The sequence below is a fragment of the Streptococcus taoyuanensis genome (genome assembly GCF_029589235.1).
GTDB classification, from domain to species: Bacteria; Bacillota; Bacilli; order Lactobacillales; family Streptococcaceae; genus Streptococcus; species Streptococcus taoyuanensis.
The window spans coordinates 42,543-64,152 of sequence record NZ_JARQVW010000006.1; the positions used below are offsets into that span (position 1 = coordinate 42,543).

General features: G+C 40.4%; 19 protein-coding genes. 16 read left to right on the forward strand and 3 right to left on the reverse strand.

Translation table 11 applies throughout. The features are described 5' to 3' along the window. Positions 1 to 8 precede the first annotated feature (8 nt). From mnmG to rpsD, 9 genes are all read left to right on the forward strand, one after another. The gene (mnmG, locus tag P5Y91_RS05520; RefSeq protein ID WP_061455868.1) at positions 9 to 1,919 is read left to right on the forward strand and encodes a tRNA uridine-5-carboxymethylaminomethyl(34) synthesis enzyme MnmG; all 1,911 of its coding nucleotides are present in this window, start codon (positions 9 to 11) and stop codon (positions 1,917 to 1,919) included. Between the two features lie 198 nt (positions 1,920 to 2,117). Beyond that, entirely contained in the window at positions 2,118 to 4,094 is a 1,977-nt protein-coding gene (locus P5Y91_RS05525; RefSeq protein WP_049482704.1) for a GGDEF domain-containing protein, read from the forward strand. Continuing rightward, positions 4,091 to 4,543, forward strand: a complete 453-nt coding sequence (rplI, locus tag P5Y91_RS05530; protein WP_003002156.1) for a 50S ribosomal protein L9 — start codon at positions 4,091 to 4,093, stop codon at positions 4,541 to 4,543. The genes P5Y91_RS05525 and rplI overlap by 4 nt, the downstream gene beginning before the upstream one ends. 25 nt (positions 4,544 to 4,568) lie before the next feature. Further along, on the forward strand, positions 4,569 to 5,927 hold the full coding sequence (gene dnaB / locus P5Y91_RS05535; RefSeq protein ID WP_070587662.1) for a replicative DNA helicase: 1,359 nt from the start codon (positions 4,569 to 4,571) through the stop codon (positions 5,925 to 5,927). Between the two features lies 1 nt (position 5,928). Beyond that, complete coding sequence (locus P5Y91_RS05540) at positions 5,929 to 6,201, forward strand: Veg family protein (RefSeq protein WP_003009183.1); 273 nt, start codon at positions 5,929 to 5,931, stop codon at positions 6,199 to 6,201. A 210-nt stretch (positions 6,202 to 6,411) separates the two neighbouring features. Continuing rightward, positions 6,412 to 7,170 (forward strand): ABC transporter permease, encoded by a 759-nt coding sequence (locus tag P5Y91_RS05545; RefSeq protein ID WP_003009181.1) that lies wholly within the window; start codon positions 6,412 to 6,414, stop codon positions 7,168 to 7,170. Positions 7,171 to 7,227: 57 nt separating this feature from the next. After that, complete coding sequence (locus tag P5Y91_RS05550; RefSeq protein WP_118396224.1) at positions 7,228 to 8,223, forward strand: ABC transporter substrate-binding protein; 996 nt, start codon at positions 7,228 to 7,230, stop codon at positions 8,221 to 8,223. Next, positions 8,216 to 8,947: an ABC transporter ATP-binding protein gene (locus tag P5Y91_RS05555; RefSeq protein WP_118396226.1), complete on the forward strand. Its 732-nt coding sequence runs from the start codon at positions 8,216 to 8,218 to the stop codon at positions 8,945 to 8,947. Before P5Y91_RS05550 ends, P5Y91_RS05555 begins: the two co-directional genes overlap by 8 nt. A 205-nt stretch (positions 8,948 to 9,152) precedes the next feature. Continuing rightward, positions 9,153 to 9,764, forward strand: coding sequence for a 30S ribosomal protein S4 (gene rpsD / locus P5Y91_RS05560; protein WP_003002210.1), 612 nt, complete (start codon positions 9,153 to 9,155; stop codon positions 9,762 to 9,764). Between the two features lie 151 nt (positions 9,765 to 9,915). Here the strand turns inward: rpsD and P5Y91_RS05565 are convergent, their stop codons facing one another. Next, positions 9,916 to 10,449 (reverse strand): TetR/AcrR family transcriptional regulator, encoded by a 534-nt coding sequence (locus P5Y91_RS05565; protein ID WP_003001962.1) that lies wholly within the window; start codon positions 10,447 to 10,449, stop codon positions 9,916 to 9,918. A 134-nt stretch (positions 10,450 to 10,583) separates the two neighbouring features. On the opposite strand from P5Y91_RS05565, the gene P5Y91_RS05570 reads away from it, so the two are divergent. Continuing rightward, on the forward strand, positions 10,584 to 13,379 hold the full coding sequence (locus P5Y91_RS05570) for a YhgE/Pip family protein (RefSeq protein WP_118396228.1): 2,796 nt from the start codon (positions 10,584 to 10,586) through the stop codon (positions 13,377 to 13,379). Positions 13,380 to 13,467: 88 nt separating this feature from the next. On the opposite strand, the gene P5Y91_RS05575 is transcribed toward P5Y91_RS05570, so the two are convergent. Then, complete coding sequence (locus tag P5Y91_RS05575; protein ID WP_118396230.1) at positions 13,468 to 14,130, reverse strand: DUF4947 domain-containing protein; 663 nt, start codon at positions 14,128 to 14,130, stop codon at positions 13,468 to 13,470. Positions 14,131 to 14,222: 92 nt separating this feature from the next. Beyond that, entirely contained in the window at positions 14,223 to 15,470 is a 1,248-nt protein-coding gene (locus tag P5Y91_RS05580) for a carbohydrate-binding domain-containing protein (protein ID WP_277839147.1), read from the reverse strand. A 213-nt stretch (positions 15,471 to 15,683) separates the two neighbouring features. Here P5Y91_RS05580 and P5Y91_RS05585 point away from each other — a divergent pair, with 213 nt between their 5' ends. The 6 genes from P5Y91_RS05585 (at position 15,684) to dltB (ending at position 21,610) form a co-directional block, all read left to right on the forward strand. Then, the gene (locus P5Y91_RS05585; protein WP_118396234.1) at positions 15,684 to 16,463 is read left to right on the forward strand and encodes a polyphosphate polymerase domain-containing protein; all 780 of its coding nucleotides are present in this window, start codon (positions 15,684 to 15,686) and stop codon (positions 16,461 to 16,463) included. Continuing rightward, positions 16,456 to 17,139: a DUF4956 domain-containing protein gene (locus P5Y91_RS05590; RefSeq protein ID WP_118396236.1), complete on the forward strand. Its 684-nt coding sequence runs from the start codon at positions 16,456 to 16,458 to the stop codon at positions 17,137 to 17,139. The genes P5Y91_RS05585 and P5Y91_RS05590 overlap by 8 nt, the downstream gene beginning before the upstream one ends. A 92-nt stretch (positions 17,140 to 17,231) precedes the next feature. Further along, complete coding sequence (locus P5Y91_RS05595; protein ID WP_118396238.1) at positions 17,232 to 18,491, forward strand: S41 family peptidase; 1,260 nt, start codon at positions 17,232 to 17,234, stop codon at positions 18,489 to 18,491. Positions 18,492 to 18,662: 171 nt separating this feature from the next. Next, positions 18,663 to 18,791: a teichoic acid D-Ala incorporation-associated protein DltX gene (locus P5Y91_RS05600; protein WP_003002102.1), complete on the forward strand. Its 129-nt coding sequence runs from the start codon at positions 18,663 to 18,665 to the stop codon at positions 18,789 to 18,791. A gap of 18 nt (positions 18,792 to 18,809) precedes the next feature. Beyond that, positions 18,810 to 20,360 (forward strand): D-alanine--poly(phosphoribitol) ligase subunit DltA, encoded by a 1,551-nt coding sequence (dltA, locus tag P5Y91_RS05605; RefSeq protein ID WP_118396240.1) that lies wholly within the window; start codon positions 18,810 to 18,812, stop codon positions 20,358 to 20,360. After that, positions 20,357 to 21,610 carry a D-alanyl-lipoteichoic acid biosynthesis protein DltB gene (dltB, locus tag P5Y91_RS05610; protein WP_003017621.1) on the forward strand — a complete coding sequence of 418 codons (1,254 nt, stop codon included), beginning with the start codon at positions 20,357 to 20,359 and terminating at the stop codon, positions 21,608 to 21,610. Before dltA ends, dltB begins: the two co-directional genes overlap by 4 nt.

Here is a 21,610-nt window from a genome sequence, read left to right on the forward strand (position 1 = left end):
GAGAAAAAATGACTTATAATTTTATTGAAGAATACGATATCATTGTAATTGGTGCGGGGCATGCGGGAGTAGAAGCCTCCCTAGCTGCTAGCCGTATGGGTTGTAAGGTCTTACTTGCGACTATTAACATTGAAATGCTGGCTTTTATGCCTTGTAATCCCTCTATTGGTGGTTCTGCTAAGGGGATTGTCGTGCGTGAAGTCGATGCCCTCGGTGGAGAAATGGCGAAGAATATCGACAAGACCTACATCCAAATGAAAATGCTCAATACCGGTAAAGGTCCTGCGGTTCGTGCACTTCGGGCTCAAGCAGACAAAGAACTTTACTCAAAAGAAATGCGGAAAACGGTTGAAAATCAAGAAAATTTAACTCTTCGTCAAACTATGATTGATGAGATTTTGGTGGAGAATGGTAAGGTTGTTGGTGTAAGGACTGCAACTCACCAAGAATATGGAGCAAAGGCTGTTATTGTCACTACTGGGACAGCTTTACGCGGAGAAATTATCATTGGAGATCTCAAGTATTCGTCAGGACCTAATCATAGTCTAGCTTCTATCAATTTGGCCGATAATCTCAAACAGCTAGGATTAGAAATTGGACGTTTCAAAACAGGGACGCCACCTCGTGTAAAGGCGTCGTCAATTAATTATGACGAAACGGAAATTCAACCCGGAGATGAAGCTCCAAATCATTTTTCTTATACATCGCGTGATGAAGATTATGTAAAGGATCAGGTTCCTTGTTGGTTGACTTACACAAATGGGCATAGCCATGAAATTATCCAGAATAATTTACACCGGGCACCTATGTTTACAGGGGTTGTAAAGGGAGTAGGTCCTCGCTATTGTCCATCCATTGAGGATAAAATTGTCCGTTTTGCTGACAAAGAGCGTCATCAACTATTCTTAGAACCTGAGGGACGAAACACAGAAGAAGTCTATGTTCAAGGGCTGTCAACGAGTTTACCGGAGGATGTTCAGCGGGATCTCGTTCATTCTATTAAGGGACTTGAGAAGGCAGAAATGATGCGAACGGGTTATGCGATTGAGTATGATATGGTTTTGCCTCATCAATTGCGCGCAACTTTGGAAACCAAGAAAATTTCAGGTCTCTTTACAGCTGGCCAAACCAACGGAACGTCTGGTTATGAGGAGGCCGCTGGTCAAGGGATTATTGCAGGGATCAATGCTGCTCTAAAAATCCAGGGAAAACCAGAACTCATTTTGAAACGTAGTGATGGCTATATTGGGGTTATGATCGATGACTTGGTAACAAAGGGAACGATCGAACCGTATCGTTTATTAACAAGTCGTGCAGAATACCGTTTGATTTTGCGTCATGATAATGCCGATATGCGCTTGACAGAAATGGGACGAGCAATTGGATTGGTAGATGATGAACGTTGGCAACGTTTCGAAACCAAGAAGTATCAGTTTGAAAACGAGATGAAGCGTTTGGATAGCATTAAGTTAAAGCCTGTAAAGGAAACCAATGAGAAGGTCGCTGCAATGGGCTTTAAACCATTGACAGATGCTGTCACTGCTAAAGAATTCTTGAGACGACCAGAAGTCTCTTACCAAGATGTGGTAGAATTTATCGGTCCTGCAGCTGAAGAACTGGATGATAAAATCATTGAATTGATTGAAACTGAAATTAAATACGAAGGTTATATTTCAAAAGCAATGGACCAAGTTGAAAAAATGAAGCGTATGGAAGAAAAACGAATCCCTGCGAATATTGACTGGGATGATATTGACTCTATTGCAACCGAAGCGCGTCAAAAATTTAAATTAATTAATCCAGAAACGATTGGTCAAGCAAGTCGTATCTCAGGTGTCAATCCAGCGGATATCTCTATTTTAATGGTTTACTTGGAAGGTAAATCTCGGAGCATCTCCAAAAACAAAGCAAACCACTAATAAAATGGGGCTGAGATGATGTTTCAGCCTCAATTTTATGGATTGAAATTTGTTGTTACTATTTACACAGTTGTAAACCTTGTTTACAAAGTAGTGAAGCGGAGGAAGAGCTTTTTAGTGGTCTTTCTTCTCTGTAATATAGAGAGAAACCTCGCTTTTTACCTCTATTTATGGTATAATTCCGAGAAGAGGTTTATGATGAAAAAATTTCGTTTATCGTTCATCCATTATGTGTTAATTGGTTTTATTTCATTTGCAATTTTAGCAATTTTTTTAAGAATCTTTGGCAAAGGCTATGTAACTCTCATTGCAATTTTTTTAGTCTTAGCTGGATTGATTGCTTTATTTGAATACCAGTTACAAATTTCAGAGTTAGATGAATTAGAACAAATACAATACGTTAACCATCAGGCAGAAAGCGGATTAGCATCCCTCCTTGATAAAATGCCTGTTGGAGTTATCAAAATTAATGAAGAGACAAATGAAGTAGAGTGGTTCAACCCTTATGCTGAATTGATTTTTTCAACAGATGATGGGGACTTTGATGTTGAATCCTTGAAAAAGTTACTCAATACTCTGTTTGAGGATAAAGGTCATTATGTCACTGTAGCCGATAAGAAATATTCTGTTTACTTTGATCAGACGTCTAGTGTTGTTTACTTTTTTGATGTTTCAAGTGAGTATGAAGCAACTGTGGGATTGGTGACAACTCGTCCCGTTATCGGTATTATTTCTGTTGATAACTATGATGATCTAGAAGATGTCATTTCAGACTCTGATATTAGCAATATCAATAGTTTTATTGCCAACTTTGTAGAAGAGTTTACAGCTCATTACCATATGTTTTACAGACGTGTGGGGATGGATCGTTTCTATTTATTTACAGACTACACGGTCTTAGAACAGTTGATGGAATCAAAATTTTCTGTCATCGATCAATTCCGTGAAGAAGCTAAAAATCGTGAGCTACCTATTACCTTAAGTATGGGATTCTCGTATGGTGACGGGGAGCATGATGAGATTGGTAAAGTGGCTCTCTTGAACCTAAACCTTGCGGAAGTTCGTGGTGGGGATCAAGCAGTAGTCAAAGAAAACGATGAACAGAAAAACCCTATTTTCTTTGGTGGTGGAACAGCTTCTGCTGTGAAGCGGACGCGGACTCGCACACGCGCTATGATGACAGCTATTTCGGATAAGATTAAATCCGTTGATCAAGTTTTCATTGTTGGGCATAGAAACTTGGATATGGACGCTTTAGGAGCGTCTGTGGGAATGCAGTTTTTCTCTAGCAATATTTTGGCTTCCTCTTATGTGGTCTATGACCCGCATGCAATGGCTAGTGATATTTCAAGAGCAATTGCGAAACTAGAAGAAGAGCAGGTAACGAAAATCCTTCCCCTAGAGGAAGCCATGCAAATGGTGACGGATCGCTCTTTGTTAATTATGGTTGACCATTCTAAGACAGCCTTGACCCTTTCTAAAGAATTTTATCAGGAATTCCAACAGATTATTGTCATTGACCATCATCGTCGGGATGATGATTTCCCTGAAAATGTTCTGATCACCTATATTGAAAGTGGAGCAAGTAGTGCGAGCGAATTGGTTAGTGAACTTATTCAGTTCCAGAAGTCGAAGAAAAATCGGTTAACGAAGATTCAAGCTAGTGTCTTGATGGCTGGAATTATGCTGGATACTAAGAACTTCTCCGCACGTGTTACGAGTCGGACCTTTGATGTGGCGAGTTACCTTCGTTCAAGAGGTAGTGATAGTGTAACCATCCAGGAGATCTCTGCGATTCAGTTTGATGAGTACCGCGAAGTGAACGAACTGATCTTGACTGGTGAAAAGATTTTGCCGCATATCATCGTAGCTTGTGCCAATACGACTAAAGCCTATGATTCAGTAACTATTAGTAAAGCAGCTGATAGTATGCTAGCCATGTCTGAGGTGGAAGCAACCTTTGTCATTGCTTGTAATCAAAGTGGAACTGTCTCGATTTCTGCACGAAGTCGAAGCAAAGTCAATGTACAGCGTATCATGGAACAGCTTGGCGGAGGAGGTCATTTCAACTCGGCGGCTTCTCAAATTGAGGGTCAAGATTTAATGAGTATTCGTCAACAACTGATTGAGACTATTGAAAACGAAGTAACTATTGAAAAGGAGAATGTAGAATGAAAGTTATTTTCTTAGCGGATGTAAAAGGTAAAGGTAAAAAGGGCGAAATTAAAGAAGTGCCTACTGGTTATGCACAAAACTTTTTGATCAAAAAAAATCTTGCGAAAGAAGCCAATGCCCAAGCAATCGGTGAGCTTCGTGGAAAACAAAAGTCAGAAGAAAAAGCGCATGCTGAATTGTTAGCGGAAGCGCAAAAGATTAAAGCAAAATTAGAAGAAGAAGCAACTGTTGTTCAATTCACTGAAAAAATTGGGCCAGATGGCCGTACTTTCGGCTCTATTACTAATAAAAAGATTGCAGAAGAGCTTGAGAAACAATTTGGCATTAAAATTGATAAACGTCATATCCAAGTTTCCTCTCCAATTCGTTCAACAGGTTTGATTGACGTCCCTGTAAAAATTTATCAAGATGTTACAGGTGTGATTAATATTCGTGTAAATGAAGGGTAAACACGATCGATAGAAAGGTTTTTTTATGGCTGAGATAGAGGAATTACGAACACAACCTCAGGATATCCAAGCGGAGCAATCAGTGTTGGGAGCCATCTTTATTGATGAGGGGAAATTGGTCTTTGTTCGTGAATATATCGAGCCTGGCGATTTCTTTAAGTACTCGCACCGTTTGATTTTTAAAGCCATGATCGATCTAGCTGACCGCGGGGATGCGATTGATGCGACGACTGTTCGAAATATTTTAGATAGTCAGGGGGATCTCCAAAATATTGGCGGTCTCTCCTATTTGGTAGAAGTCATTAATTCGGTACCAACTTCAGCTAACGCGGAGTATTACGCGAAGATTGTTGCCGAAAAAGCTGTCTTACGTCGATTGATCTCTCGATTAACGGAAAGTATTAATCAAGCTTATGATGGTGCAAGTCCTTCAGATGAAATCATTGCGGGTGCTGAAAAAGCTCTGATTGATGTTAGTGAAAACGCAAATCGTAGTGGATTTAAAAATATTCGAGACATCTTGAATATAAATTTTGGTAGCTTAGAAGCCCGCTCGCTTCAAACCTCTGATATTACGGGTATTGCGACAGGCTATCGCGATTTGGACCATATGACGACGGGGCTACATGAGGAAGAGTTGATTATTTTAGCGGCTCGTCCTGCAGTAGGAAAAACAGCCTTTGCTCTAAATATTGCTCAAAATATCGGGACAAAGTTGGATAAGACAGTGGCTATTTTCTCATTAGAAATGGGTGCTGAAAGTTTGGTAGACCGGATGCTAGCTGCTGAAGGCTTAATTGAATCCCATTCGATTCGTACAGGTCAATTGACGGATGAAGAGTGGCGAAAATATGCCATTGCTCAAGGAAATTTGGCCAATGCGAGTATTTACATCGATGACACTCCAGGAATTCGGATCACTGAGATTCGTTCGAGAGCAAGAAAATTAGCGCAGGAAACAGGTAATCTCGGTCTTATTCTGATTGACTACCTGCAGCTGATTACAGGGACTGGAAGAGAAAACCGTCAACAGGAAGTTTCAGAAATTTCCCGTCAGTTAAAGATTTTGGCTAAGGAACTAAAAGTTCCCGTTATTGCTTTGAGTCAGCTATCACGTGGTGTGGAACAGCGCCAAGACAAACGTCCTGTTCTTTCTGATATTCGTGAATCTGGATCGATTGAGCAGGATGCGGATATTGTTGCTTTCTTGTACCGTGATGATTATTATGATCGAGCTGGTGAAGAGGACGAAGATGGAATGCCCAATAATACGGTTGAAGTGATTATTGAGAAAAACCGTTCAGGTGCGCGTGGGACAGTCGAATTAATATTCCAAAAGGAATACAATAAATTCTCAAGTATTTCAAAGAGAGAGGATCAATAAGATGAGTGATGCATTTACAGATGTTGCAAAAATGAAAAAAATTAAGGAAGAAATTAAGGCCCATGAAGGACAAGTGGTTGAAATGACGCTTGAAAATGGACGGAAACGTCAAAAAAATAAATTTGGACGCTTGATTGAGGTCTATCCTTCTTTATTTATTATCGAGTATACGAACGACAATAGTTTACCAGGTGAACCGGCCAATACATACGTGGAGTCTTACACCTATTCAGATATTTTAACAGAGAAGAATTTAATTCGTTATTTGGATTAATTCCTTGCTTTTATCGTCTAAAACAGTTATTATAATAAATACATATGGGAGTCTGTGTACAGTCTGAGAGGAAGTGTAAGCTTCGACCGCACCTGATCTGGGTAATGCCAGCGTAGGAAACAAATGAAATGTATTTTTCGTTATGAGTGACCTTGTGCAATCCGTCTCCTATTTTGGAGGCGTTTTTTATTTGTGAGAAAGGAGGTTACGATGTCTCTTGTAAAAAGATATTCAAAACAGTTGATAGGATTTGCAGGTTTTAGCAGCCTTCTTGTCTTATGGCAGCTAGCAGGATTTTTAAATATCCTCCCCAAATTTGTATTACCAACGCCACTTGAAATTGGGAATGCCTTTGTACGAGATCGAGCTCTCCTGATTCATCACAGTTTGTCTACCCTTCAAGTGGCCTTGATCGGACTTGTTATAGGCGTTCTTCTTGCTGCTGGCTTTGCGATTCTCATGGATAGTTTTCAATGGGTGAATGATCTGGTCTATCCTTTTATGGTTGTGATTCAAACCATTCCGACGATTGCCTTGGCCCCTATCCTGGTTCTTTGGTTTGGTTATGGTATGCTTCCAAAACTGGTTTTGATCATTATTACGGTGGTATTTCCCATCGTAGTCAGTCTGTTAGATGGTTTTCGGCATTGCGATCAAGATATTCTGAGATTGTTTCAGATTATGCAAGCCAATCGCTTTCAGACCTTAGTCCATTATAAAATTCCTGCAGCGCTTCCTTATTTTTTCGCAGGTTTACGTGTGAGTGTTTCCTATGCTTTTATCAGTACGGTCGTTTCAGAATGGTTAGGAGGTTTTGATGGATTGGGGGTCTATATGATCCAATCGAAGAAGTTATTTCAGTATGATACGATGTTTGCGATCATTGTATTGATTTCTGCTATTAGTTTACTTGGTATGTTTCTCGTTGACCAATTAGAACGAACCATTCTAAAATGGAAAAAGGATTGACAAACTTGTAAATGGTGTAAAAATTAAATTGACAAAAATGTAAAAGAGGTATAGCTAATGAAAAAGTCAATAGGTTTATTTTTCTCAATAATATTGGGATTTGTTTTCTTGAGTGCTTGTCAAAATTCTGTCAAGCAATCGTCAAGTGGTTTGAAAAAGCTTGATTTTATTCTAGATTGGACCCCGAATACCAATCATACGGGTCTCTATGTAGCAAAGGAAAAAGGGTACTTTAAAGAAGCAGGACTGGATGTAGATATAAAACTTCCTCCGGAAGACAGTAGTTCTGATTTGATTATCAATGGGAAAGCTCCATTTGGTATTTATTTCCAAGATTCTATGGCTAAGAAATTAGATAAAGGTGCGGGTATTACCGCTGTTGCAGCTATCGTCGAACACAATACGTCAGGGATTATTTCAAGAAAAGATGCAGCGATCACAAGTCCAAAAGATTTGGTTGGTAAGAAGTATGGTACCTGGAATGATCCAATTGAGTTGGAAATGATCAAATCGATGATGAAAAAAGAGGGAGCTGATTTTAATCAAGTAAAATTGGTTCCAAATAGTGATTCAAATTCCATTACTCCGATTGAAAATAAGGTCTTTGATGCTGCTTGGATTTATCACGGTTGGGATGGAATTTTGGCTGAGCAAAAGGGAATGAAGACCAATTTCTTCTATATGAAAGATTTTGTTCCTGCATTTGACTACTATTCGCCTGTTATTATTGCTAACAATGACTATTTGAAGTCTCATAAAGAGGAAGCAAAAAAATTCATTCAAGCGGTGAAAAAAGGCTATCAATATGCTATAGAGCATCCAGAAGAAGCAGCGGATATCTTGATCAAACAGGCCCCTGCTTTGGCTAACCAGCGTGATTTTGTACTAGCTTCCCAAAAATATCTTTCTAGTCAATATGCTTCAGACAAGGAAAAGTGGGGGCAGTTTGATCCTAAGCGGTGGAATGCTTTTTATGCTTGGGCAAAAGAGCAAGGATTGGTTTCAAATGACTTAGAAGACAAAGGTTTCACAAATGAATTGGTAGGTGACTGATATTTTAACCGTAAAAGATGTAAGTTTCTCTTTTGGAGATAAAGCAGTTTTAAACAATGTATCACTAGAAGTGCAAAAAGGAGAAATTGTCTCTATTCTAGGTCCGAGTGGGGTAGGGAAATCAACCTTGTTTAATTTAATTGCTGGGATCCTTCCCTTACAAAAGGGTACCATAGAAGTAGATAATGCTCCGATCTCCTTTGGGAAAGTCAGCTATATGCTACAAAAGGATCTTTTGTTGGAACATAAGACAGTATTGGGAAATATTATTCTGCCCCTTTTATTAAAAAAGATTCCTAAGGAAGAGGCAACATCTACAGCTCTAAAATTGTTAGATGAATTTAAATTGGGAAGTATTGCCAACCTTTATCCCAATGCCCTGAGTGGGGGGATGCGGCAACGGGTGGCGCTATTGAGAACCTATCTTCTGGGTCATTCTGTCTTCCTATTAGATGAAGCTTTTAGTGCCTTAGATGAATTGACAAGGCAGGATCTTTATCACTGGTATTTAGACAGTAAGGAACGTCTTGGTCTCACCACTCTGGTGATCACTCATAGTATCGAAGAAGCTTTGACATTGAGTGATCGGGTCTATATCTTGAATCATAATCCCGGTGAAATTATTGCAGATCTTCCTTTAAAATGGGATCCAGCAACGGATAGAGACTGGCAACAATTGCAATATAAAAAACGAATCATAGAATTATTGTCTGAATTTCATTGAAATTGTTTTGAAGGACTTTACAAAGTATCTATTCCGTGATAGAATAGAATTTGTGCGAAATGACAGCAGGACAAAATGAAGCTCGTCAACAGGAAGTCAGCTAGAAAAGTAACCTTTGCTGTTTGGGCGAAGGCTTTCTGAACGAATCAGGTTTGTCTAAAACGTTATTTCCTACAAAAATTATTTTTATAGGAGGACATTTCAAATGTCACGTTATACAGGACCATCTTGGAAACAATCTCGCCGTCTTGGCTTGTCACTTACAGGTACAGGTAAAGAATTGGCACGTCGTAACTACGTACCAGGTCAACACGGACCAAACAACCGTTCAAAATTGTCAGAATACGGTTTGCAATTAGCTGAGAAACAAAAACTTCGTTTCTCTTACGGACTTGGTGAAAAACAATTCCGTAACTTGTTCGTACAAGCTACTAAAGTTAAAGAAGGAACTGTCGGTTTCAACTTCATGCTTCTTTTGGAACGTCGTTTGGATAACGTTGTTTACCGTCTTGGACTTGCGACTACTCGTCGTCAAGCTCGTCAATTCGTTAACCACGGTCACATCCTTGTTGACGGAAAACGTGTTGATATCCCTTCATACCGTGTAACTCCAGGTCAAGTGATCTCAGTTCGCGAAAAATCAGCTAAAGTTCCAGCTATCCTTGAAGCTGTTGAAGCTACAGTTGGACGTCCAGCATTCGTATCATTCGATGCTGACAAACTTGAAGGTTCATTGACTCGCCTTCCAGAACGCGATGAAATCAACCCAGAAATCAACGAAGCACTTGTCGTTGAATTCTACAACAAAATGCTTTAATTTTAAGATATACTTTGCAGAAAGCCTACTACAGTGGGCTTTTTGTTTTGTCTTAAAGGGTTGATTTCTGGGTTTGCTCTCCTTTTTGTTTTCTTAAAACCTAAACCTGCTAATAAAAAAACTCCTGATCTAGATCGATCAGGAGAGACTGTTACCGTAACATTTTCATTAAAAATTCAGCCATTTGTTGAGGGCTTTCTTTTTTTCCGCGCGAAACCCACATCTGACAGACTCCGAAGAAGGCATTGGTCAGATAGACAGAACTGTAGACTCTTTCAATATCTGTTAATGATTTATGACTATAGCGCTCTTGCAAACTATCAACCAGAAGAATCTGTAATTTATGTCGTAAGAAGGTTTGGATCTCTTTGGTTCCATTCTCTGTCAGAAGAACCGCAAAGAGTGGCTCCTTGGTTAGAAATTCGAACACTTCTGTAATCGCTTGGCGCTTGTCATCTTGGTGTTTATCAAAGATATATTCAAGCTTGTGAAAGAGTGCTTGTTGGTAGCGCTCGATCATATCATACTTGTCTCGATAGTGGGTATAAAAGCTAGAGCGACTAATGCCGGATTCTTGTGCTAACTCAACCGTTGTGATTTGGTCGAATGATTCCTTTTCTAGTAGTCGAACCATCGCCTCCTCGATATTTCGTTTTGTTTTTAATCGTTTATTGCTCTCAGTCATCTGTTAATCCTTTTTGCACAAAAATATACACAGTGTCTAAAAATAAAGATTTCCTACTTGTGAAAATTTCTAGAAACTGTATAATCTATTATATCAGAAATTTAGACAATGTGTATAAAAAGGAGACAAAAAATATGATGAAAGAATGGAAGGCTGTTCTTAAAAAGCCAACATTTATCATTGTCATGATTGGAGTTGCTTTGATTCCAGCTCTTTATAATATTATTTTTCTATCTTCCATGTGGGATCCATATGGAAAGGTTTCGGATCTTCCTGTAGCGGTTGTCAATAAGGATCAATCTGCTACATATAATGGACAAAAGATGGAAATTGGAAAAGACATGGTGTCCAATTTGAAGGACAATGACTCACTTGATTTTCATTTTGTAGATGAGAAAGCTGCGAAAGATGGCCTCAAAAATGGCGATTATTATATGATTGTAACGCTACCTGAGGATCTTTCAAAAAAAGCTAGCTCCATCTTAACCAATCATCCGGAACAGATGACCATTGATTACCAAACGTCCAGTGGTCATAGTTTTATCGCAGGAAAAATGAGCGATACTGCGATGACAAAAATGAAGCAGTCAGTGGCTGAAAAAGTGACCAATACATATACAACAGCTTTATTTTCTAAAATGGGGTCGCTTAAAACTGGTATGGGTACAGCGGCAGATGGAAGTGCTAAATTAGCAGATGGTGCAAGTAAATTGGAAGATGGTGGTCAAACACTATCTACTAATTTGAATACATTGGCTCGTTCAAGCTTAGCATTTTCAGATGGTGCAACTACTCTTCGTACAGGTCTAGCGGCTTATACAGATGGTGTTGGTCAATTAGGAAATGGTCTCAATCAAATGGCTGGTCAACTTCCAAACTTGGTATCTGGCGTCAATCAATTAAATAATGGGTTTGGTACTTTTAATACAGGCTTGATGGCTTATGCTACCGGAGTGGATCGATTAGGAAATGGTCTCAATCAAATGGCGAGTCAAACCCCTCAGCTGGCTTCAGGAGTTGGTCAATTAACCAGTGGTATGGGGACCCTCAATGATGGTCTTGGGAATTATACCAATGGCGTGCGTCAATTGAATTCAGGCCTATCTAACTTTTCAAATGGTTTAGCAACCTATACAAATGGAGTCGCTACTTTATCAGAGGGAGCGGGTCAATTAAGTAGTCAATCTGCTACTCTTCGAAATGGGGTTTCACAATTAGAATCAGGTATTCAAACATTATCAAGCCAGCTACAAGCTTCTACAAGTCAATCCGCTCAGATTGATCAATTGGCAGCAGGTTTAAACCAATTAAATGCAGCGATTCAAAATGCTACAGTAGATACCAGTCAACTTTCGTCTGGATTGACGAGTATTGCGAATTCAGCTCAATCAATCCTTGCTTCAGCCCAAGCGGATCGTGCAAATGCCCTTGCAAGTGTGCAAGGAACAGCAGCCTATCAAGCAATGACAGCTGACCAACAAGCGGAAATCAATGCGGCGATCTCATCGAGCCCAAGCTCGAGTGAAACGGCGGCTCAAGGAATCTTGACTACGATTCAAACGATCCAAGGTAGTTTGAATACAGGAAATAGCTTGACACAACTGCAAACGGCAGCCAATCAAGTTTTACCGACAGCTTCTTCTACCTTGACAGACTTGTCAAGTGGCTTGTCTAAGATCCAATCCGCAGTTAGTGGACAATTGTTGCCAGCTAGTCAAACCATCGGTCAAGGGATCGACGCTTATACAGCAGGTGTCGATAAAATCGCTAATGGAGCAACCCAACTTCAGACCAATAGTAGCACTTTAACGGATGGTGCTAGTCAGTTAGCAGCAGGGGTTGGCCAACTAGATAGTAAATCATCAGAATTACTTGCAGGAAGCAATCAATTAGCTTCTGGTCTAGGTGAGTTAAATGGGAAGATGCCTGCCTTGACATCAGGCATGAATCAACTGGCTTCAGGAGCGACCCAATTAACAGGTAAGTCGGGTGAATTGGTTGCCGGTGCTGGAAAATTAGCTGACGGTGTAGGACAATTGAACAGCAAAACTCCAGAATTGGCAGGTGGTGTCAACAAACTTGTCACTGGTGTCAATCAGTTGACAGAAAAATCAAGTCAATTGGTGAATGGGGCTGATAAACTAGCTGACGGAGCAAATCAAATCTCAGAAGGATCCAGCAAATTAGCAACGGGTGGCCAAACATTGACAAACGGTTTAGGTGAATTAGCAACAGGAAGCCAAACCTTGAGTCAAGGATTAAACGATGCTAAGGGACAATTGAATGTGGCTACAACTGAAAAAGAAAACGCAAAAACCTTAGCCAATCCTGTTACGACTTCTAAAACAGATCAAGATAATGTCCCTGTAAATGGGGTCGGAATGGCTCCTTATATGATCTCTGTAGCACTCTTTGTTTGTGCCTTGTCAACCAATATGATCTTTGCAAAATTGCCATCCGGTCGTCATCCTGAAAGTCGTTGGGCATGGTTTAAATCTCGCTTTGAGGTCAATGGAACCATTGCGGTGGTTGCAGGAATCTTGGTCTATGGTGCTGTTCACTTGATTGGTTTATCTGCCAATCATGAGATGGCTACCCTCTTCCTTTGTGTGATCGGTAGTCTAGCCTTCATGTCTATCGTGACCGCTTTAACAACATGGCAAAGAAAGGTCGGTGCTTTCCTCTCGTTGATCCTCTTGCTCTTGCAATTGGCTTCTAGTGCAGGAACTTATCCTCTTGCTTTGACAAATGGATTTTTCCAAGCCATTCATCCATTCTTGCCAATGAGCTATACCGTCTCTGGTCTTCGTCAAACGATTTCGATGACAGGAGAAATTGGAAATCAAGTGGTCTTTCTTTTGATGACCATTGCTCTATTTGCGGGACTAGGGATGTGGTTTTACAATCCAAAAAAATATGAAGAGGACTAATCGTCAAGAACTCTCAACTCATTTGGAGTTGAGAGTTTTTTGTTTCATGTGAAACAAAAATTCTCGCTTGTTTAAGCGAGAATATTCATTATTTAAAGAAGACAACATCAGGATTTGGCGTAATATAGAGGAGTTGGTCGTTTTCAAAGACCAGTTGGATGGTGTTGTTTTTATAGGTGTAAATGGTGTAATCTACTCCGAATTTAGAAGCTTGTTTCAGATCAACAGCTCCCAATAAAAAGGCATGAGCTTGTTCTTCTGTAATTTTCCCCTTACGGTAGAGATTTTTAATATTTTCTAGTTCAATATTTTGAAAAGATTCGCTAATATAAGCAGGGTCTGTTATTTGTTTTTCTGGATTTCCAAGGATTTTTTGGACAAGAGCAGTGGTATACCCTTCATAATCCGGCGTTTGTACAAAAATATTGTCGTCATTTCTAGAGTAGGCTACTTTTAAGTTCCCTGTTGCATAAATTTTATCCTTGGGTGCTTCTTGGGCATTTCTAGGGAGCCCTTCGGTTGTGATGATGTCAGAAGTGGTCTCCGTAGTAGTTGAGGGAGAGCTAGAGGAATTACCTGTGCTAGTTGAGCTAGTTGAACGACTCGAGCTACTTTTTTTAGTGGTTTTCTTTTTTGAGCTGGTAGTAGTAGGCACTTGTTTAAAATTGATCTTAAGGTCCGGCACACAGGCTGATAGAAAAAGAAGAGACAGCAAGAGTGTGAAGAAAAGAGGTAGTGTCTGTTTTTTCATCATATTCCTTTCAACAAGTTGATTGATTTTCTATTCTATCATAAAAAGAGGAACAAAAAAAGGTCAGGAAGAAATCCTGCCTTTATTTGTTGTTATGGATGTCCGCCTCCAGGTCCACCACCTTGAGGTCCGCCACCGCCGGGAGCACCACCGCCTCCAGGCATGGAATTGACAATTTCTGTTTGTTTTTCACCATTGATATAGATATCTCCACCGGTATAGGTAGCAGTACCATCAAAGTCAAAGCCGGATTGCCCTGTTAAATTGATGGTTCCTCCAGTCACAGTGACATTACCGTTTGAGTCGATTGGATCGGTATCCCCTTGGCCAACTTCAACGTTGAGAGTTCCACCATTCATGGTGAAGAAAATTTCATCTTGGTTGGCATTAGCATTAGCCGCATTGACCCCGTCATCGGTTGCATAGATGGTGATATCTCCACCGTTAATGGTGATCGATTTTCCTTCGAGACCTTCGACAGACTCGGTTACCTGATAGGTTCCGCTATCGATGATCAGATCACCAGAAGCATGGATGCCATCGTCTCCTGCTGTGATGGTCATTTTGTTATCTGAAAGGTACATGGTTCCGACCGAAGTATCTTCATCATTATCCACCTTGACCGCATCTTCATCTGCGTCAATGGTCATGGTCGTGCCAGTGATATTGAGTTCGTCATTGACATTGAGGGCATCTCCTACAGCTGTGATTTTATAGGTTCCACCCGTGATGTGGAGAGTGTCATTGGCCTTTATCCCGTTGTTCTTCTTGGCATCGATGTTGAGCGTACCCGAACCATTGATGGTGAGGTCGCCTTTAGAGAAGATGACCGCATCGGCATCTTCATCACTGTTTGAACTTGAATCAGACAAGGTATTGGTCGTGCCATTTGCTAGAGTCAGGTAGACATGCCCTGCTTTCGTAGCAGAAATTGGTGCGTTGGTGTTGGACATAGTAACACCTTTTAAGACGATATGAACATCATCTGAGTCACCTGCTTCGACTTTGATTTGAACCCCATCAGATTCACCAGAGATGACATAAGTTCCGGCCTTCGAGATAGTCACAGTTGATCCAGAAACGGCTACGCCATCCCCTGAAACAGTTGCAGACGAGCCAGATAGTTTGACAATAGATGCTTTACTTTCATCATATGAGGTGTCTAAATCTTTTTCGGTAAAATAGTCAGATTGCTTGGTTTTAGTCGTTTTCTTTGAGACACTAGAAGCAGTTGTTGTTGCGTTTGTTGTAGCTGATTGAGATGATGCTTGGCTACACGCTGTTAGTAGGGTGAGGGTTGCGGCCCCCGTTAATAAAAATTTCCATTTGTTTGATTTCATGAGCTTTTCCTCTCGTTCAATTGATATGCTCCTAGTCTAAAGTTGCTAGCTGAAAGTTTCCTAAAGTTTTTCTGAAAGGAATCTTAACTTTAGTTTTCTTTAAGTTTGGCTTAATGACCAGTTAAGAAAGTCCCATTAAACTAGAAAACACGTAAGTCGTATCCATACTTACTGAAGATTAGAAGCAATATCCCCCCTTAAAGGAGTAGAAACATGAAAAAAACAATTGAGACAAGTTTTAAACGAATCGAAACAAAATATATCGTCGCAAAAGATGACGTAAAAGACTTGATCAAAGACTTAAAAAAATACGTCGTAGAAGATGATTATCCAACTTCAACTATTTCAAACATTTATTTTGATACGGAAAATTTTGAGGTTATTCAAGATGCTCTTGCGAAACAACACCGCCGTGAAAAAATACGTATGCGGACTTATATAGAAACACCTCAAGCAGACAGTCCGGTATTTCTAGAGGTGAAGTCAAAAGATGAAGAAGGAATTGGCCATAAATTCCGTCTAGTCGCTACTTCACAAGCCATTATCAACTTGATGACAGATGGGACAGTAGATCATCAGATACAAGATCCAGACTTAGTGCAAGAGATTCAGAGATTGCGCAAACGCTATGGTCATCGGTTGGAACCACGGATGTTCATTTACTATGATCGTCTGTCTCTCAAAGAAAAGAAATCCATTCAGGGTTATCCTTATCAGAAGATTCGCGTGACAATCGATCAAAACTTAGTCTTTCGAGACCAGGCTGTTAGCCTTTTTGATGGGAAGAAAGGAGAACCTCTACTAGAGGATGACTTCGTGATCATGGAAATTAAGGCTCCTGGCCAAGAACCTAAATGGCTAAAGGATATTCTAGATAAGTACGGACTGGTCAAACAGAAATTTTCAAAATATAGCTGTGCTTATCATAAATCACAAGGCTTGGATTGTGCCCCAAGACCAGTTCAAGAAACGGTAGGTGCTGCCTATGTCTAATCTATTTGATTCTATTTTTAATAATGCCACAGCAACGGTGGATCCCTTGCGCTTACTACTGGCCCTTTTGGTCAGCCTCTTTCTAGGGATGGCTCTATCTTGGAGCTATAAATACCGAACACTTTACACTCGAGAGTTTGTCATTAGTTTGACCTTGCTTCCTTGTATGATGACCTTAGTGATTTTTTTGGTCAATGGAAGTTTGGGAACCTCGATTGCAGTGGCAGGGACCTTTAGTTTGATCCGTTTCCGGTCAGCTACGAGTGGTTCGAGAGAGTTGATTGCCATTTTCTTAGCTATGATTATAGGACTAGCGGCGGGTTCGGGCTATCTTTTATTGGCCATTTTATCAACCCTTTCTTTACTAGGAGTGTGGCTGGTATTAGAGAACAAACAGAGTAAGGCAGATCATCAACGGCGCCGTCATTTGACCATAACTGTATCAAAACAAGATTCTGTTGCAGAACAAATCAGCCAGTTGTTGGACCAAAGTTGTTCAGAAATTGACTTTATTTCTGTCACAACGGCCCAAGCTGGAGAACAACTGACCTTGAACTATGAGGTAAATATGAAATCAAACATCGATGATTTTGGCCTTGCTAATCTATTGATTAGCAAGATTGAAAATTGTGATGTCGCTCTGACAAAGAAAGCGAAGAAAAGAAAGAATCTATAACGGCTATCCTACTTTAGGATAGTTTTTTAGGGGTTTAAGAACTTTTTAAGAAAAAGTGGTATACTGTTTCTAAAAAATGGAAGGAATCCCTTATGAAAAAGACTGCTATTTTTGAAGATGTCGTCTCTATTATGACCCATGATTCATCTACCAGCAAGGATCGAAAAGGATGCGATCCAGAGCCTTTTCGAGAAAACATTACAGATGAGATGACAGATGATGCCTTTCTCTATCAAGTTAAGGCTTACCTAGCTAGTTTTGGGGTGATCGGGCATGTTTCCTTTCGAGATAAAAAGGCCAGTCAAAAAGGGTTCCTTTTGAGAATAAATGGACAGAAACTGTATGTTGAGGAAGCTAATGAAGAGACTGGTCTTCAAGTAGGAGATCAGATCCTAGCTCTGGATGGAAGAGACTTGGATCTGATAGCTTCTCTTCATAAAGCCTATTTTATCAGCAAGACCCCAGAAAGACGTTATAGAGAATGGGCAGATTTGGTCTCTCAATCAACTAGTGTCACCCTGCTTCGAGAAGGGATAGAAAAGACCATTAAAGTAGTACCCAGTCGAGAACCGATCCAGGATCATATCTTTTGGAAACGATTAGACGATGAGATTCTTTATCTTCGTCTGGATAACTTTATGGATGAGAGAGCTATTAGTCGGGTATATCAAGAGTGTTTGCCGATGATGACGGAAGTCAAGTTTCTTATCATTGATGTCCGACAGAACGGCGGAGGGACAGATTCTTTATATTTCCCTCTATTACATCTAGGTTTAGAGAAGGATCAGGGCTATGAAGGCATTGATTGGGATGATGATGGCATGGAAATTCTCTACACGGAGCGTAATGTTGATCTGCGCTTGAAAGACTTTGAGGACTGGATGCAACAGGAAGAAATTAGTCCTGAAACAGCTAAACTGCTTGAAGATATGAAAGAGGAGTTGCTTCGCCATCGGGGAAAAGGTTATGTAGCATATAAGGGAGAAGGCGAGGAATTTTTCCCAGAGGTCAGAGGAAGTCTCTATCCTGAACAGATCTTTATCTTATCAGATATTTATTGTGCTTCATCTGGGGATAACTTTGTTCAGATGATGAAGCAGTTTAAGAAGGTAACGGTGGTGGGTCGACCAACTCTTGGGATTCTAGACTACTCTAATTGTTGTACAGTTGATTATGGCAATTTTTGTTTAATGTTTCCCACCTCTCGCTGTTTAAGCGTGGATAAAGGGAAAGGGATGACGGATCAGGGTGTTCTACCCGATATAGAGATTCCTTGGACACCTAGCCATTTCGAGAGAGATGTGGATCTGGACAAGTGTCTGGAGTTGATTCGTCAGGGGAATGTTAAATAAAACAGGATTTCAATCAGAAAAACTGATTAAAGAAAAAAATCCTTTGGTTAGAAGGGATAAATGTCAGAAATGATAACGTTTTCTACGACATTCTCACTATGTTTAAAATTGCTTACTTGGTATAAAAAATGGTAAAATAGTGAGTAACAATCAAAATGAAGAGTGAAACTTATGAAACATAAAACACTTTATAAATTTATCGGGCAGACGGTCTTGTATTTCGCCATTTTCCTAGCCCTACTTTATTTCTTTAGTTACCTTGGTCAAGGTCAGGGTGGCTTTATCTACAACGAATTTTAGAAAAGGAGACTCCTAGCCGTGTCAAACCAACCAATTACTGATATGATCGAGACAATTGAACGTTATGCGCAACTACAACCAGACTATCCGGTTTACAATGTCCTTGGTGAGGAGCATACCTATGGCCAATTGAAGGCTGATTCAGATAGCTTGGCTGCCCACATCGACCAAATGGGACTTCCTGAAAAGTCACCTGTAGTGGTCTTTGGTGGTCAAGAATATGAAATGTTAGCAACCTTTGTGGCCTTGACAAAATCTGGCCATGCCTATATCCCAATTGATAGCCACTCTGCCTTGGAGCGCGTGTCTGCCATTGTTGAAGTAGCAGAGCCAAGCTTGATTATTGCCATCAATGAATTTCCATTGGAAAACCCAGCTGCTCCAATCATGTCCTTGGAGCAAGTGCGTGAAGCTTATGCGACTCAGCATGCCTATGACTTGAAACATCCGGTCAAAGGGGATGATAACTACTACATCATCTTTACCTCAGGGACAACTGGGAAACCAAAAGGGGTGCAAATTTCGCACGATAACTTGCTCAGCTTTACCAACTGGATGATTACGGACAAGGAATTTGCAACGCCAGAGCGTCCGCAAATGTTGGCGCAACCGCCCTATTCCTTTGACTTGTCTGTCATGTACTGGGCACCGACCTTGGCTCTTGGAGGAACGCTTTTTGCTCTTCCATCAGCCATTACTCAAGACTTCAAACAACTCTTTGCGACGATCTTTTCTCTTCCGATTGCGATCTGGACTTCAACACCATCTTTCGCAGATATGGCCATGTTGTCTGAAGATTTCAATGCTGAAAAGATGCCAGGAATCACCCATTTCTACTTTGATGGAGAAGAGTTAACCGTTAAAACCGCTCAAAAATTGCGCGAGCGTTTCCCAAATGCGCGTATCATCAATGCTTACGGGCCAACAGAAGCAACTGTAGCTCTTTCGGCTGTAGCCGTAACAGATGAGATGTTAGCGACTTTGAAACGTCTGCCAATTGGTTACACCAAAGAAGATTCTCCAACCTTCATCATTGATGAGGCAGGTAACAAATTGCCAAATGGTGAGCAAGGGGAGATCATCGTATCTGGCCCAGCCGTTTCAAAAGGTTATATGAATAATCCAGAGAAAACAGCAGAAGCTTTCTTCGAATTTGAAGGTCTTCCAGCCTACCATACAGGAGATGTCGGAACCATGACGGATGAAGGCCTCCTTCTCTACGGTGGACGGATGGACTTCCAAATCAAGTTTAACGGTTATCGTATCGAGCTAGAGGATGTCTCTCAAAACTTGAATAAATCGAAGTATATTGACTCAGCAGTCGCAGTACCGCGTTATAATAAAGATCACAAGGTCCAAAATCTCTTGGCCTATGTCATCTTAAAAGAGGGTGTCAAAGAACAATTTGAGCGCGAAATTGATATCACGAAAGCCATTAAGGAAGATTTAGAAAACATCATGATGTCTTATATGATGCCTTCAAAATTCCTCTATCGTGACAGCCTGCCATTAACACCAAACGGGAAAATCGACATCAAAGGGTTGATTAGCGAGGTTAATAACCGATGATCGAGTTTTTGAAACAGCTCCCTCATTTAGAACACTATGGAACACCGATCTATTTTATCTACCTCATTCTAGCTTTTTTGCCGATCTTTGTGGGCCTCTTTTTCAAAAAGAGATTTCCGGTATATGAAGGACTTGTGAGTCTGATCTTTATCATTTTGATGCTGACAGGTTCGAATCTCAAGCAAATTTATGCCCTGCTCTTTTACGTAGTCTGGCAAATCTTGATTGTGTATTCCTACAAAATCTATCGTCAGAAAGCGGACAACAAGTGGATTTTCTATCTTCATTCCTTCTTGTCTGTCTTGCCCCTGATCTTTGTTAAGGTAGAGCCAGCGATCAAGAATGGGCACCAATCCTTGTTTGGATTTTTAGGGATTTCGTATTTAACCTTCCGAGCTGTCGGAATGATCATCGAAATGCGAGATGGTGTCTTGAAAGAATTCACACTTTGGGAATTCTTACGCTTTATGCTCTTTATGCCGACCTTCTCAAGTGGGCCGATTGATCGTTTCAAGCGTTTTAATGAGGATTATAAAGCCATTCCTGAGCGTGAAGAATTATTGGATATGTTGGAGCAAGCTGTTAAGTATATCATGTATGGCTTCCTTTATAAATTTATCCTAGCTCATATTTTTGGCCACTTATTGTTAGGTCATGTGCAGACCTATGCCTTGTCTCAAGGTGGATTCTTCAATATCGGAACGCTGGGAGTCATGTATGTTTATGGCTTTGACCTCTTCTTTGACTTCGCGGGCTATTCGATGTTTGCTTTAGCAGCTTCCAATCTGATGGGGATTAAAAGTCCCATCAACTTTGATCGTCCCTTTAAATCACGTGACTTAAAGGAATTCTGGAATCGTTGGCATATGAGTTTATCTTTCTGGTTCCGTGATTTTGTCTTTATGCGTCTCGTGATGGTATTGATGCGCAATAAAGTATTCAAGAGCCGGATTACCACCTCAAATGTTGCCTATATTATCAATATGTTGGTTATGGGCTTCTGGCACGGGGTGACCTGGTACTACATCGCTTATGGGCTCTTCCATGGGCTTGGACTGGTTATCAATGATGCTTGGATTCGCAAGAAAAAGACCATCAATAAAGAAAGAAAAGCAAAAGGATTGGATCCTATACCGGACAATCGTTGGACCAAAGCTTTAGGGATCTTTATCACCTTTAACACAGTGATGCTGTCCTTCCTGATTTTCTCAGGATTCTTGGATCAACAATGGTTTCCAAAATTGAAATAA